This window comes from Streptosporangium sp. NPDC051023 (assembly GCF_040689595.1).
Classification (GTDB): domain Bacteria; phylum Actinomycetota; class Actinomycetes; order Streptosporangiales; family Streptosporangiaceae; genus Streptosporangium.
Genome location: NZ_JBFBCE010000001.1, coordinates 136,100 through 149,927, shown reverse-complemented (window position 1 = coordinate 149,927; position 13,828 = coordinate 136,100). Strand labels below are relative to the sequence as shown.

The 13,828-nt window shown below is 68.5% G+C and carries 14 protein-coding genes; 2 read left to right on the top strand and 12 right to left on the bottom strand.

What is annotated here, in order from left to right:
* Positions 1-41 precede the first annotated feature (41 nt).
* The gene (locus AB0395_RS00710) at positions 42-842 is read right to left on the bottom strand and encodes an SDR family NAD(P)-dependent oxidoreductase (protein ID WP_366275693.1); all 801 of its coding nucleotides are present in this window, start codon (positions 840-842) and stop codon (positions 42-44) included.
* Positions 843-933: 91 nt separating this feature from the next.
* Here AB0395_RS00710 and AB0395_RS00705 point away from each other — a divergent pair, with 91 nt between their 5' ends.
* Entirely contained in the window at positions 934-1,602 is a 669-nt protein-coding gene (locus AB0395_RS00705; RefSeq protein WP_366275691.1) for a TetR family transcriptional regulator, read from the top strand.
* Between the two features lie 71 nt (positions 1,603-1,673).
* Here the strand turns inward: AB0395_RS00705 and AB0395_RS00700 are convergent, their stop codons facing one another.
* From AB0395_RS00700 to AB0395_RS00650, 11 genes are all read right to left on the bottom strand, one after another.
* On the bottom strand, positions 1,674-2,030 hold the full coding sequence (locus tag AB0395_RS00700; protein ID WP_366275690.1) for a hypothetical protein: 357 nt from the start codon (positions 2,028-2,030) through the stop codon (positions 1,674-1,676).
* Positions 2,027-2,791, bottom strand: a complete 765-nt coding sequence (locus tag AB0395_RS00695) for an ABC transporter permease (protein WP_366275688.1) — start codon at positions 2,789-2,791, stop codon at positions 2,027-2,029. Before AB0395_RS00695 ends, AB0395_RS00700 begins: the two co-directional genes overlap by 4 nt.
* Positions 2,778-3,689, bottom strand: a complete 912-nt coding sequence (locus AB0395_RS00690) for an ABC transporter ATP-binding protein (protein WP_366275687.1) — start codon at positions 3,687-3,689, stop codon at positions 2,778-2,780. Before AB0395_RS00690 ends, AB0395_RS00695 begins: the two co-directional genes overlap by 14 nt.
* A 385-nt stretch (positions 3,690-4,074) precedes the next feature.
* Complete coding sequence (locus tag AB0395_RS00685; RefSeq protein ID WP_366275685.1) at positions 4,075-6,120, bottom strand: PQQ-binding-like beta-propeller repeat protein; 2,046 nt, start codon at positions 6,118-6,120, stop codon at positions 4,075-4,077.
* A gap of 139 nt (positions 6,121-6,259) precedes the next feature.
* Positions 6,260-6,442 carry a BldC family transcriptional regulator gene (locus AB0395_RS00680; protein ID WP_366275899.1) on the bottom strand — a complete coding sequence of 61 codons (183 nt, stop codon included), beginning with the start codon at positions 6,440-6,442 and terminating at the stop codon, positions 6,260-6,262.
* 121 nt (positions 6,443-6,563) lie between these two features.
* Positions 6,564-6,794 carry a hypothetical protein gene (locus AB0395_RS00675; protein WP_366275683.1) on the bottom strand — a complete coding sequence of 77 codons (231 nt, stop codon included), beginning with the start codon at positions 6,792-6,794 and terminating at the stop codon, positions 6,564-6,566.
* A 289-nt stretch (positions 6,795-7,083) separates the two neighbouring features.
* Complete coding sequence (locus AB0395_RS00670) at positions 7,084-8,304, bottom strand: helix-turn-helix transcriptional regulator (protein ID WP_366275681.1); 1,221 nt, start codon at positions 8,302-8,304, stop codon at positions 7,084-7,086.
* Positions 8,305-8,541: 237 nt separating this feature from the next.
* Positions 8,542-8,865: a hypothetical protein gene (locus AB0395_RS00665; RefSeq protein WP_366275680.1), complete on the bottom strand. Its 324-nt coding sequence runs from the start codon at positions 8,863-8,865 to the stop codon at positions 8,542-8,544.
* A 217-nt stretch (positions 8,866-9,082) separates the two neighbouring features.
* Positions 9,083-9,820 carry a succinate dehydrogenase/fumarate reductase iron-sulfur subunit gene (locus AB0395_RS00660; RefSeq protein ID WP_366275898.1) on the bottom strand — a complete coding sequence of 246 codons (738 nt, stop codon included), beginning with the start codon at positions 9,818-9,820 and terminating at the stop codon, positions 9,083-9,085.
* An 84-nt stretch (positions 9,821-9,904) separates the two neighbouring features.
* Positions 9,905-11,830 (bottom strand): fumarate reductase/succinate dehydrogenase flavoprotein subunit, encoded by a 1,926-nt coding sequence (locus AB0395_RS00655; RefSeq protein WP_366275678.1) that lies wholly within the window; start codon positions 11,828-11,830, stop codon positions 9,905-9,907.
* Complete coding sequence (locus AB0395_RS00650) at positions 11,827-12,492, bottom strand: succinate dehydrogenase cytochrome b subunit (RefSeq protein WP_366275897.1); 666 nt, start codon at positions 12,490-12,492, stop codon at positions 11,827-11,829. The genes AB0395_RS00655 and AB0395_RS00650 overlap by 4 nt, the downstream gene beginning before the upstream one ends.
* A 327-nt stretch (positions 12,493-12,819) precedes the next feature.
* Between AB0395_RS00650 and AB0395_RS00645 the strand changes: the two genes are divergently transcribed.
* On the top strand, positions 12,820-13,752 hold the full coding sequence (locus AB0395_RS00645) for a LysR substrate-binding domain-containing protein (protein WP_366275676.1): 933 nt from the start codon (positions 12,820-12,822) through the stop codon (positions 13,750-13,752).
* Positions 13,753-13,828 lie beyond the last annotated feature (76 nt).

The window sequence follows — 13,828 nt, the reverse complement described above, 5'->3', positions numbered from 1 at the left end:
CGCAAACGGGCGGCCCCGGCGATCGTGAAAGCGACGGGCGATCAGTGGACACCGCGGATGGTGCCGCCGTCCACCCGTAGGGTGGCGCCCGTGACGTAGTCGGCGAGCGGGCCGCTGAGATAGAGGACCGCGGCGGCGATTTCCTCGGGACGGCCCATCCGGCCGACGTCGTTGGGCACCAGTTCCTCGATCGCGTTGCGTTCGATGTCCTCCCACGTCTCGCCCCAGCCGCGAGCCGGAGCAAGGTCGGTGAGGAACCGCTGAACGCTGTCGACCAGGATGGCGCCGGGGGCGACGGTGTTGGCCGTGATTCCGGTCCCCTTCAGCTCGCGGGCCAGCGAGACCGTGAGGTTGTGGCGGGCGGCCAACGTGGCGGTGTAGTGAGGCAGGTCCGCGCTCGGTTGCAGGCCGAGCCCGCCGCCGATCTGGATGACGCGACCCCAGCCGCGCTCGTGCATGCGGGGAACCAGGCGCAGGATCATACGGACCCCGGAGATGACGTTGACCTCGTAGGTGTGGCTCCAGTCGCCGGCGGTGGCCTCCTTCCATGAGCGGTGGAGGTAGGCGCCGGCGTTGTTGACCAGGATGTCGATTGGGCCGCCGGTCAGCGCGGCCTCGGCCACGGCGTCGGCGCCGTCGTCGGTGGTCAGGTCTCCGATCGCGGCATGAGCCCTGCCGCCGGCTGTCCGGATGGCGGCGGCGACGGTTTCGGTACGCAGGCGGTCGCGGCCGTGCACGACGACGTCGGCACCTTCGGCGGCCAGGGCCTTGGCGATGGCTTCGCCGAGGCCGGAACTGGAGCCGGTGACCAGGGCGCGCTTGCCCGTCAGTTGAAGATCCATTTCATCCTCGCATCGTGGTTCGGGTGGCGAGATACGTTGAACGCCCGATGTCTACGCTCGTAGACTTACATAAAAGTATACGCTTGTAGACATGAGTGACACCGCCGAGCCCAGCTCCCCCCTCAGCCGATCAGAACCACAGGGCTCCACCCCGGGCAGACGCCGGCGCGACGCCGCCACCACCCGGCAGGCCATCCTGGACGCGGCGGTCGCCGCCTTCACCCGGTACGGCTACGACGGAGTGGGAGTCCGCGACATCGCGCAGAGCGCAGGCGTGACCGCGATGCTCATCAACCGCTACTTCGGATCGAAGGAACGGCTGTTCGCCGAGGCCGTCGACGTGGCCTTCGCGCCGCGCACGGTGATCGCGGGCACCGGCGTGGAACTGGCCGGTAAGACCGCGCGGGCGCTGGTGGCGCGGACGGCGCCGGAGGCGGAGGAACTCGGGCCGTTCCTGCTCATGCTGAGGTCGACGGCCAATCCCAGAGCCGCCCAGATCATGCGCGAGGCGATCGGGCGGCATGCCGGGCGGCACCTCAACGAGGAACTGTCCGGTACCGCAGCCGACGTCCGGGCGGAACTGATGCTCTCCCTACAGGCGGGGGTGTGGCTCATGCGCAGCGTTCTGGGCACGACGGCACTGACTCAGGGACAGCCGGAGGAGCTTGCCCAGTGGATCGAATCGCTCTTTCAGGTGCTGGTGACGCCCGCTACCGCCGCATCACCGCAGCCGGAACCAGGAGCAGGATCGGGGCCATGAAGGAGCCGATACGGCACGTGGCCTCGCGCCGCCTGCCGTCCGGCCTTGACGGGAATGCCTACCACGACATGTCAGGGGGGTGGCGGCCCGTAGAGGACGTACACGAGGACCTGTATGACGACGGTGCCGACCGGGAGCAGGGGAACACTCCACAGCGCGGCCCGCCGGACCCGCACCAGACGCCTGGGAGCGAGCCAAAGAAAAAGGGCCGCCGCGATCCAGACCACCGGAGTGGCGACCCACATATACGCCGCCGCGGCCCCCCACGCGCTCACCGGAACGCATTTCTCCGTCTCGTACTCCGTGTACGGATCGAGACCGCATTCTTCCGCTTCGATCGACCAGCTGACCGTCCACCAGGAGAAAAATCCCGCGACCCACGCCGCGAACGCGAGGAGCAGTATCCGGCCGATCCGAATCCTCCTCACCGGCGCATCCGCCACGGCATCCTCTTGACGAGGAGGAGAAGGACTCCGGCGGCGAACAACGCGAGCACGGCCAGGTCAACCGGCAGGCGCGAGCCGACCGTCCCGGTCAGGGATGCCCGGAGCGCAGAGGCGGCGTAGGTGGCGGGGTTGAGCACCCCGATCGCGTTGATCGCGGCCGGCAGGCGGTCGGCCGGGATCAGGACCGGGCCACACCCCGTCATCAGGAAGGTCACGACCAGGCTCGCCGCGCCGCTCTCCTCCATCGTGTTCGTGAGGCTGCCGATGAGCGCGCCGATACCCGCCGCGGACACGACGCACAGGGGCACGACGACGAGCAGCCACGGGCTCAGGGACAGCCCGACGCCCAGGACCAGCGCCCCGACCACCACGATGACCAGCAGGGCGGGCAACGACAGCAGGAAGAAGGCGCCGACCGTGGCGATCGCCAGCAGTACCCGGCTGACGGGCTGCGCGGCGAAGAACTCAAGGGTCCCGTTCGCCTTCATGAAGGAGAAGTTGCCCGCCACCTGGTTCTGGTTCTGGAAGAGCAAGGCGAACATGAGCATGCCGACGAGGATGTGCTCGTTCAGGGACCGGTTCGCTCCGCCGGAGACGGTCGACAGGGCGAGCATGCTGGCCAGGGGCGCGACCAGTCCCGTCAGCACGAGCTGGGGCCAGGCCCAGCGCCAGTTGGAGAGCTGGACCAGGATCAGGTCGGCCAGTTGGGCGGCGGGGTGCTGGACGCTGTTATGTGGTCGCATAGTGAAGGTAGAGGTCTTCGAGGGTTGAGGAGCTCAGCCGGACGTCATCGAACTTCTGCATATCAAGATTTGTCATGATTTCGCCGACATCCGCTTTGTCGAGGATCGCCAGCCACCTACCGGGTTCGACCTCGGTGCAGTGGACCCGGGCGAGCGGGGCGGGCGGGTCGCCCGGTGTCCCGATCAGTTCGAGGCGGAACCGATGGCCGATCTCCTGCTTGAGATCGAGCGGCCTGCCGAGGGCGACGATCCGCCCCTGCCGCATGATGGCCACCCGGTGCACGACCTTCTCCGCCTCGACGGCGTCGTGCGTCACGAAGATGATCGTCGCTCCGTCCTGGTTGGCGGCCGTGAGCAGGTGCCACACGCGCTTGCGGTTGACCGGGTCCAGGTCGTTCGTCGGCTCGTCCAGGATCAGGACGGGCGGGCTTCCCGCCATCGTGACCGCGAGCTGCAGCAGGCGTCGCTGCCCTCCCGACAGTTGCTTGGCGACGCGGTTCGCCAGCGGCTCGATCGCCCACTGGGAGAGCAGGCGGGCCACCTCGCCACGTGCCGCGCGGCGGCTGAGCCCGCGGAACCGGGCGGTGAAGAAGATCGCCTCACTGACCGTCAGGTTGTTCAGCGCGAACGCCGACTGCGGCATGTAGCCGACCTGGGTCGTCAGCTCACGTTCCGCCTCCTCGACGGGGGTGCCCATGAAGCGCAGTTCCCCCGATGTCGGGGCGATGAGCCCGGCCATCTGCCGCACCAGCGTCGTCTTCCCCGCGCCGTTGTCGCCGAGGATGCCGAAGATCTCGCCACGCGCGATGGACAGCGTCAGGTCGTCGTTCGCGACCCGTCGCTCCCGCCCGTGCACCTTCGTGAGCCCGGCGACATCGAAGACAGGGACGTCGGGCACGGAAACGCCGGACACGGAGACGGAGTCCGCGGGTTCAGCGACCAACGCCCACCCCGCCGCCGACCGTGAACACCGTTCTCGTCGCGCACCCCTCCCGTTCCCAGGCCGAGAACACGACCACCTCGGCGCCCCCCGAAGTCCGGAGCCTGCGAACCGGTATCCGTCTCATCAGAGCCCCCCGCCATGAGTCTGTGATCAAATCGGTACCAATGTAACCAGACGACACCGTGCCTCACGTGACTTTCGGAACTCCTCAGGAGTGTGCCGCCGAGCATCACGATGAGGTGCCCGACACCGGCCACGGCCACGGCTTCGACGAAGAGCGGAGCGACGGGAGCGACCGGGCTCAGGCGGCGAGACAGACGGCCGACCGGTGGACGGCGAGTCACCCTGTCATGGCGTTCAGGGCGTACACCTTGCCGTCATGGCTGCCGACGTAGACCACACCGTCGGCCACCGCCGGGCTGGTCTGCACCCATCGGCCGGTTTTGCAGGTCCAGCGTTCGGCGCCGGTCGCCGCGTCCAGGGCGTACACGTTGTAGTCGTCGCTGCCGACGTAGACGACACCGTCGACCACCGCAGGACCGGATCGGACCCAGTCGCCGGTTATGGTGCTCCAGCGTTCGGCGCCGGTCGCCGCGTTCAGGGCGTAGATCCTGCCGTCGGCACTGCCCACATAGACCACACCGTCGACCACCGCCGGACTGGAGTTGATCTCTTTACCGGTTCTGCGGGCCCAGCGCCGGGCACCGGTCACCGCGTCCAGGGCGTACACATTGCTGTCATCACTGCCGACGTAGACCACACCCCCGGCAACCGCCGGACTGGAGAAGACCTCGTCACCGGTTTTGTACGTCCAGCGCCTGGCGCCGGTCGCCGCGTCCAGCGCGTACACCTTGCCGTCGTCACTGCCCACATAGACCACGCCCTCGGCAACCGCCGGACTGGAGCCGACGGAGTCGCCGGTTCTATGGGCCCAGCGCCGGGCACCGGTCACCGCGTCCAGCGCGTACACCCTGCCGTCATCACTGCCCACATAGACCACACCCCCGGCAACCACCGGACTGGAGAAGACCTCGTCGCCGGTCTTGTAGGACCAGCGTTCGGCACCCGTCGCCGCGTCCAGCGCGTACACCCTGCCGTCGTCACTGCCCACATAGACCACACCCCCGGCAACCACCGGACTGGACTGGACCGCTCTGCCGGTTTCACCGGCCCATCGTTCGGCACCGGTCATCGCGTCCAGGGCGTACACCCTGCCGTCGTCGCTGCCGACATAGACCACACCTCCGGTCACCGCCGGACTGGACTGGACCCAACGGCCGATTCTGTGGGCCCAGAGAATCTTTTGGATCGGTTTCGGCGGTGATTGACGAGGGGCGGGATCATGTGACGTGGGAGGGTTCAGAAATGGTCCGACCAGATAGACCACCAGGACGACGCAGACAAGCGACAGGCTCGCCGCGGTGATCGTCTTCCAGCTTCGCCAATCCGGGAAGCCGCTCTCCTCCGTAGGGTCGGTCGTTTCGAAGTACGCGATGTCGGCCGTCGAGGCGAGGTCACTTCGGATCCGGTCCAGGGCGGCGGCTTCCCGCCGAAGGAGGTCGTCGACGGGGCGAAAGATCTCTTCGGCCGTCCACCGGTCGCTCTCCCCCGTCAGTTTCGCCCCGTCGAAAACGAGCGGTGGCGGAGAGGCACTGGGAGTGGCCTCCGGTATCGGGTGACCGGCCTCGGCAAGGCTGCGCCGTACGGCGGCGGCCTGCAGTTGTGCCTCGTGCAGGAGTTGTCCGGCCTGTGTCCCCTGCCGCTCGGACTGCTCCAGTCGCCGTCGCGTCTCCTCGCCCAGTCGTTCGACCGCCTCCAGCCGCCGCCCTGCCCGCCGAAGAGCCCGACGCAGCCGGGCGACCGCCTCCCGCCGCCGCCGTATTCGCCCAAGAGCCTGGTACAGGCGGGCGACCGAGCCCTCAGGCAGCGCGAGCTCCCCCTCGCTCAGGTTCGCGGGCCCGCCGACGGTGCCGGATCGCCCGGCCGCGAGCCGACCACTCAGCGACCGCCGTTCCGCCAGCAGCCGGTCCGCGGTCCGGGTCAGCCGGTCCAGCGGCTCCCGCAGTGCCTCGCCGAGGACTCTCTGGCGGTCCATCGACTGCGCGAGTCTGTCGGCTTTTCCCTGAACGGCCCGCGCCACCTCGTCCAGCACGAGCACGCCCGGCTCCTCCGGCTCCGGCCCTGGCGAAGGAGTGGCCGTTTCACCTCGCGCACGCGCCCAGCCGATCACACCGACCGCGATGGGGAGCAACGACAACAACTGTGCGACGTTCGCCGCCGTCGCCAGATCCCTGGTGCGTAGCGCGAATCCCAGGGTGGCGGTCGACACGCCGATCGTCAGCCCGGCTGCCGCCCACCGCCACCCGTTCCGCTGGCGCCCATCCATGCCCCCATTTTGGTATCCCAAATCCCAGAGCCACGGAATGTAATCGGATCACAACAGAATTGGGGAGTCGAATTTCAAATAAATACCAAAGCCCTATAAATCACTAATAGCCACACAATTTAGCTGTTATGCACCCCACCTACTTCCTCCCGCCGTTCAGCAGGGCTCGGACCTCTCCTTCCCGGTAGCGGCGTTGACCGCTCGGAGTACGGACGGACGTGAGCAGGTCCGTCTGCGCCCATCTGTTGACGGTCTTGGGGTCGACGTGGAACAGGGCGGCGACCTCGCCCGGAGTGAGCAGCCGCTCGGCGGTGGAGCCGATGACGAAGGTGCCGTCCGAGGCGATGCTCGTAATGGCGTTCACAGGGATCTCCTGGTGGGTGTCGGGACCGAGAGAGTGCCTGGCCGGAATGAGATCCGGCCGGGCGTGCGAGGGTGACCGATCACGGGATCACCAGCCCGGCCGCCGCCTCCTGTCGCTCGACCTCTTCACACAGCTCATCGAAGGTGTCGGCGTCCACCGTACGGAAGGGCGGGACGTTGAGCGCCTGGCCCCGCGTCACAGCGTCGGCGAACGGACTCTCTCGACTCGCCCACAGCCGCCCGGTGTCGCTGCGGATGATCCGCCAGCCGGGGATGGCCGGCCTGGCGGTTGTGGATCCGGCCTCGTCCACGGCTTGGACCTCCACCCGGCCGAAGGACCGCCCCGCGTCCGTGACAGGCGACCGGGTCTGCCCATGAGGTGCGACAGAGGTGTCCGGGGGCGGGTTCACCGCTCGATCGTCCCCGCGTCCCTCCCGCCGGGGATGATCACGCGGAGTACCGGACCGGTTGTCGGACGGCGGAGCGGACGACAGGTCTCGGCCACCCATCGCATTCGATGGCTCAATGTCCGATTGCATGAACACAGCGTGACCTTCATGGAAGGCCGCGAAGTTTCACAGGTCGTGAAACACCTGTGGATCACGGCATGCCGAGCCAGCGCGCGAACCCACTGAGCGTGTGCGGTCGCCGCCGTTCCAGGTCGACGAGCATCCGGACGGTCTCGTGGACCATCGGATGGTTGCGCGTCTGCTGGGGCGCGACACGGCGGGCGGCGAACAGCATCTCCAGGGATTTCTGACGATCGCCGTGGTAGAGCCAGCCACGCGCCAGATCGATGTAGTGGTGGCCGCGACGGACCGGCGCGACCGTTGCGGGAAGCGTGACGTTCTGAGCACGACGGACGGCCTCCCCGCCGTCGTACATCTCCACGGCGACCGCGACCTCGTGCATGCTCACATTGGAGGGGCCGAATTCGAGGCCGTAGTGGTTGGCGTCTCGTCCCAGCACTCGGGCGGCCTCTCGGGCGTGTTCGATGTGATCGAAGGCGGTCTGACGGTCCGCCGCGCGAGCGGCGAAGATCGCGGAACGGAGATGGGCGGCACCGTACACGCTCAGTTCGGCGGGGGTCATCCGGCCGAGATCCTCACCGATGTCCCGCCTCACCTGCCCCAGGAGTGCCAGCCCCCTGTCGTAGGTGGCCGTCGCCAGGAACAGCGTCGAACGTTGCCACTGCGTGCGGGCGACACGCAGCGGGTCCTGTGAGGCTCGGGCCGCCCATGCCACGCGGTCCATGGCCGAGCTGCGCAGATCGAAGTAACCCAGCGTGTAGGCGATCGCCGTCACCCCGGTGTACGCCTCGGACAGCAGTCCGAAGATCTCATCACGCCGCGCTCCCTCACTGGCGTGAGCGGCTCGCGTCAGCTCATCCAGCAGGCCCGGGAGCATCTCGCCAAGCCGGATGTACTGGGCCTGCCTGCCCAGCGCGGACGCTCGACGCACATCAGCTCGAAGCAGTTCCGCTGACGGCGGCAACAGGTCCTCGTCGGGCAGATCCCACGCGAGGAGTGCACGCCGGATCTCGGGAACGCACTCGTGGACCCTGTCTTCGCGAGCGGCGGGATCACGGTACGGCTGCCCTGTCAGTTCGCCGGGTTCGATGCGCAGAGTCCGCGCCACGGCGGCGACGAGCGCCTGTGTCGCGGGCTTGTGTCCTCGTTCGACCTGGGCGATCAGGCTCTTGGAGCAGGGCACACGGTCGGCGAGTTGCTGTTGTGTCAGGCCACGAAGTTTGCGAGCCCGGGCGATCCGCCGTCCGATCCCGTCCCCGGCGGTCGGGACATCCGTGTCACGATCGCGCATGAGCAGCCCCGCGGGGATCCGTAACGGTTGCGACAGCCTCAGGCTACGTGCGGGGTTCTGGCCTGTCATGGAAACGCAGGGGGCTCACCGGTCGGCGTCGCCTCGTCGGGGAACCGGTCGGGGGCCGGGGAGCGTGAGGGGCCCGGCAGGTCCCTCACCAGGCCTGCGCCCGCTGTGCGGCGAAGTTCCCGCCGACGGCCCGGTGGCCGTCGGCGGAACGGGATCACGGGGCCGACGTCAGCAGTTGACTATCGACGTGCCCTCGCGCTGGCCCCAGGTCTGGTGGAAGTCGAGGAACTGCCCGACGGGCACGCAGGGGGTGCGATACCCGTAGATCCAGGCGTCGACCTGGGGGTTGGGGTGCTTGACGCGGTACTCCATGGCGTACCCGCCGTCACCACCGGTGCAGATGTACCAGAAGTCGAAGCCCGTGTTGGTGATGTTCTCCTTGCCGCTGCGGCAGTTGGTGGGCTGGGCGTACGCGGGAGCCGCCGTGACGAGGAGTGTGGCGGCGGTGAGAAGGGTCACGGACAGGGCCGCGGCGTGCTTTCTGAGGTGCATCTACTTGCCTCCAACTGCTTGATGGGCCGTGAACGGTCCCCCGAAGGTGGCGCACTTTCAAGAAAGCTTCTTATTTAGAAGATAGATTGACCTGGCATATCGTCAAGTCCGATCTTTCCCGTGTCCACGGCGCCGACCCAACGGTGGCCCCCGGTCCTGCGGCAAGCCGAAGGCCCGGCCGTCGTGGAAAGACAGCCGGGCCTTCGGAGGGCGGGACCTACTTGGCGGCCCTGAGGTAGTCGTGGTTCATCCGGGCGATGGTGTCCAGCGGGATGCCCTTGGGGCAGACCGCGGTGCACTCGCCGGTGTTGGTGCAGCCACCGAAGCCCTCGGCGTCCATCTGCTCGACCATGGCCTTGGCGCGGGAGTCGCGCTCGGGCTGGCCCTGCGGCAGCAGACCCAGGTGGGTGATCTTGGCTGCGGTGAAGAGGGAGGCCGACCCGTTGGGGCAGGCGGCGACGCAGGCGCCGCAGCCGATGCAGGTGGCCGCGTCGAACGCCGCGTCGGCATCGACCTTCTTCACCGGGACGCTGTGCGCGTCGGGCGCGGAACCGGCCGGGACGGAGACGAAGCCGCCCGCCTGGATGATCCGGTCGAACGCCGAGCGGTCCACGACCAGGTCCTTGACCACCGGGAACGGCGCGGCGCGCCACGGCTCGATGGTGATGACCGCGTTGTCCTCGAAGTGCCGCATGTGCAGCTGACAGGTGGTCGTGGCGACCTGCTCGCCGTGCGCCACACCGTTGATGACCATGCCGCACATGCCGCAGATGCCCTCGCGGCAGTCGTGGTCGAAGGCGACCGGGTCGTCGCCCTCCAGGATGAGACGCTCGTTGAGCACGTCGAGCATCTCCAGGAAGGACATGTCGGGCGACACGTCCTCGACCCGGTAGGTGACCATGTGGCCCTTGTCCTCGGGGCCCTTCTGCCGCCAGACCTTGAGAGTGAGGTTCATACCCATGGTTCGCTTACCACTCCTCATTCGCTGCACGGACCACTCGTCCCTCGTGGGCCGCTTCGCTCACTGCGTCGGGTGCGCTCACTTGTAGCTCCGCTGGCTCATCTTGACGTACTCGTAGTTGAGGTCTTCCTTGTGCAGGATCGGGCCCTGCTCGCCGTACTCCCAGGCCGCGACGTAGGCGAAGTGCTCGTCGTCGCGCAGGGCCTCGCCGTCGGCGTCCTGTGACTCGGCGCGGAAGTGGCCGCCGCACGACTCGGTGCGGTGCAGCGCGTCGATGCACATCAGCTCGGCCAGGTCGAAGAAGTCGGCGACCCGGCCTGCCCGCTCCAGCGCCTGGTTCAGCTCGTCGGCCTCGCCGGACACCTTCACGTTCTGCCAGAACTCCTCGCGCAGCTCGGGAATCCGCTCAAGCGCCTTGCGCAGCGACTCCTCGGTGCGCTCCATGCCGCAGTAGTCCCACATGAGCTTGCCCAGCTCGCGGTGGTAGGAGTCGGCGGTGCGGGTGCCGTTGTTCGTCAGCAGCCTGTCGATCTTCTCACGGACCGCGATCTCGGCCTCGGCCACGGCCTCCTCGTCGATCTCCCCGTAGGGGCCGTTCGCGAGGTAGTCGCCGATCGTGGTCGGCAGCACGAAGTAGCCGTCGGCCAGGCCCTGCATCAGCGCGGACGCGCCGAGGCGGTTGGCGCCGTGGTCGGAGAAGTTGGCCTCGCCGATCACGAACAGACCGGGGATGGTGGACTGCAGGTCGTAGTCGACCCACAGGCCGCCCATCGTGTAGTGCACGGCGGGGTAGATGCGCATCGGCTGGCTGTAGGGGTCCTCGCCGGTGATGCGCTCGTACATCTCGAAGAGGTTGCCGTACTTCTTCTCGACCGCGTCGCGGCCGAGGCGGCGGATCGCGTCGGCGAAGTCGAGGTAGACGCCCAGGCCGCCGGGGCCGACGCCGCGGCCCTCGTCGCAGACGTTCTTCGCGGCGCGGGAGGCGATGTCACGCGGGACCAGGTTGCCGAACGCCGGGTAGATGCGCTCCAGGTAGTAGTCGCGCTCGTCCTCGGGGATCCGCGCGGCCGGACGGTCGTCGCCCGCCTTCACCGGCACCCACACGCGGCCGTCGTTGCGCAGCGACTCCGACATCAGGGTCAGCTTGGACTGGTAGTCGCCGCTGACCGGGATACAGGTCGGGTGGATCTGCGTGTAGCAGGGGTTGGCGAACATCGCGCCGCGCCGGTGCGCGCGCCAGATCGCCGTGGTGTTGCAGCCCTTGGCGTTGGTCGACAGGAAGAACACGTTTCCATAGCCGCCGCTGGCCAGCACGACCGCGTCGGCCATGTGCCGCTCGATCTCGCCGGTGACCATGTCGCGGACGATGACGCCACGCGCCCTGCCGTCGGAGATGATCAGGTCGAGCATCTCGTGGCGGGTGTGCATCTGCACGGTCCCGGCCGCGATCTGCCGCTCCAGGGCCTGGTAGGCGCCCAGCAGCAGCTGCTGGCCCGTCTGGCCCCTGGCGTAGAAGGTACGGGAGACCTGCGCGCCGCCGAAGGAGCGGGTGTCGAGCAGGCCGCCGTACTCACGAGCGAACGGCACGCCCTGGGCGACCGCCTGGTCGATGATGTTCACGCTGACCTGGGCGAGCCGGTAGACGTTCGACTCGCGGGCGCGGAAGTCGCCGCCCTTGACCGTGTCGTAGAACAGCCGGTAGATCGAGTCGCCGTCGCCCCGGTAGTTCTTGGCCGCGTTGATCCCGCCCTGGGCCGCGATCGAGTGGGCTCGCCGGGGCGTGTCCTGGTAGCAGAACGACGTGACGTTGTAGCCCAGCTCGCCGAGGGTCGCGGCGGCCGAGCCGCCCGCGAGGCCGGTGCCGACCACGATGACGTTGAGCTTGCGCTTGTTGGCCGGGTTGACCAGCTTGGCGCCGAACTTGCGCTTCTCCCAGCGGTCCTCGATCGGCCCCTCGGGAGCCTTGGTGTCGCGGATCGGCTCGCCTTCGGTGTACTTCGTCACTTGACCACTCCGATCATGACCCCGACGGGAACCGCGAGGAAGCCGAGCACCAGCACCGCGGAAAGCACGGCCGCGCCCGCCTTCAGCGGACGGTAGCTGCGCGAGCTCGCCAGACCGAGCGTCTGGAAGGCGCTCCACAGGCCGTGCCGCAGGTGCAGACCGACCATGACGACGGCGAGCACGTAGAAGAGCGTCACCCACCAGCGCGACGGCTCGAAGCCCTGGACCAGCTTCTCGTACGGCGTGCCGTCCCAGCCCGCCGGGTTGACCACGCCGAAGGTGAGGTCGAGCAGGTGCCAGACGACGAAGAGCACGATGGTGACGCCGCCCCAGCGCATGACGTGGGTCGCGTAGCCGCCCGCCTGGGACTTGCGCCTGGCCGCGTACTTGACGGGGCGGGCCTTGCTCGCCCGGCGGGCCAGGGAGATCGCCGACCACATGTGCAGCACGACCGCCACGACCAGCACGACCTCGACGACGGTCAGCAGGACCCGGCGCGGCAGGATCGGCTCGCCCATGGTCCGCAGGAATTCGGCGTAGGCGTTGAAGGTCTCCGCGCCGAAGAAGCTCTTGAGGTTTCCGGCCATGTGGCCGATCAGGAAGAGCACCAGGATGGCGCCCGTGACGGCCATCACGGCCTTTTTTCCGTTGGATGAGCCCAGGAGCCCGCCGGACCTCTTGGGCGTCACATTCGCAGCCTTCGCGGGGGCGTTCCCGGAAGGTTTAACCGGCGCGGTGGCGGATCCGCGCTCAATCGTGGCAGTCACAGGTCGACGCTAGGTAGGGTGGTTTCTCCTCGTCCAAGTCATCGCGGATGTGGTTTCCATAGCCTGTGACTATCGGCTCTGGGTTTATACCGGTTTTATGGCGGCGGTCACCGGCGCGATGCGAGCAATCTCACACCGCGCCTCGACCGGCGACCTTCCATCGTCGCCGACGTGGGGGGCCGCCCCGGATCCGCCACCGGCTCCTCCGTACGCTAGGGAAACGTGCAGCTCCAGCAACTGGCCTACTTCGTGGCTGTGGCCGACTCTCGGCACTTCACCCAGGCCGCCGAGCGGATGCGGGTCGCGCAGCCCTCGCTGAGCAAGCAGATCAGGGCGCTGGAGGCCGACCTCGGCGCGCCGCTGTTCAGCCGTGCGCGGGGGAACGTCACCCTCACCGCGGCCGGGGAGGCGTTGCTGCCGCTGGCCCGCAGGATGCTGGCCGACGCGGAGACCGCCAGGCGCGAGGTCGGCGAGCTGGCCGGGCTGCGCCGCGGCAGGGTACGGCTCGGCGCGACGCCCTCGCTCTGCGCCGGGCTGATGGCGGACGCCCTGGCCAGGTTCCACCGCGAGTACCCCGGCATCGAGCTGCTCGTCGAGGAGGGGGGCTCCCGCGACCTGGTCCGCGTCCTCGCCCGTGGCCAGCTCGACCTGGCGTTGATCATCATGCCGTTGCAGAGCGACGACCCCGCCCTGGTCACCGAGGAGGTGCTGCGGGAGGACCTGGTCGTCGTCTCCCCCTCCATCTCGCACGCGCGCAGGCCGTACATGCGGATACAGGATCTGCGCGGGCAGCCGATGGTGATGTTCCGGCGCGGCTACGACCTGCGGGAGGCGACGCTGGGGGCGTGCCGCCAGGCGGGGTTCGAGCCCAGGCTGTCCGTCGAGGGCGGCGAGATGGACGCCGTGCTGCGCTTCGTCGAGGCCGGGCTCGGCATCGCCCTGGTCCCCTCGATGGTCCTGGACGGGCGCCCCGGGCTGACGGGGACGCCGCTTGCGCCTCCGGGGCTGCGCCGTACGATCGCCATCGCCCACCGCAAGGACGTCGAGCCGACCCGCGCCGCCCAGGCGTTCCGCGACACGTTGCTGTTCTTCCTGGCCGAGGCCTCCCATGAGGGTAGTCTTCCCGAGGGCCTTGAGCTGATCCCCCCTGGGTGAGCGGCCGGATCCCCGGGAGCGGCGTGCCGGAGAGAGGACCGCGGGTGCCCAGGCCGGACACCCCCGGAGCTCAGTG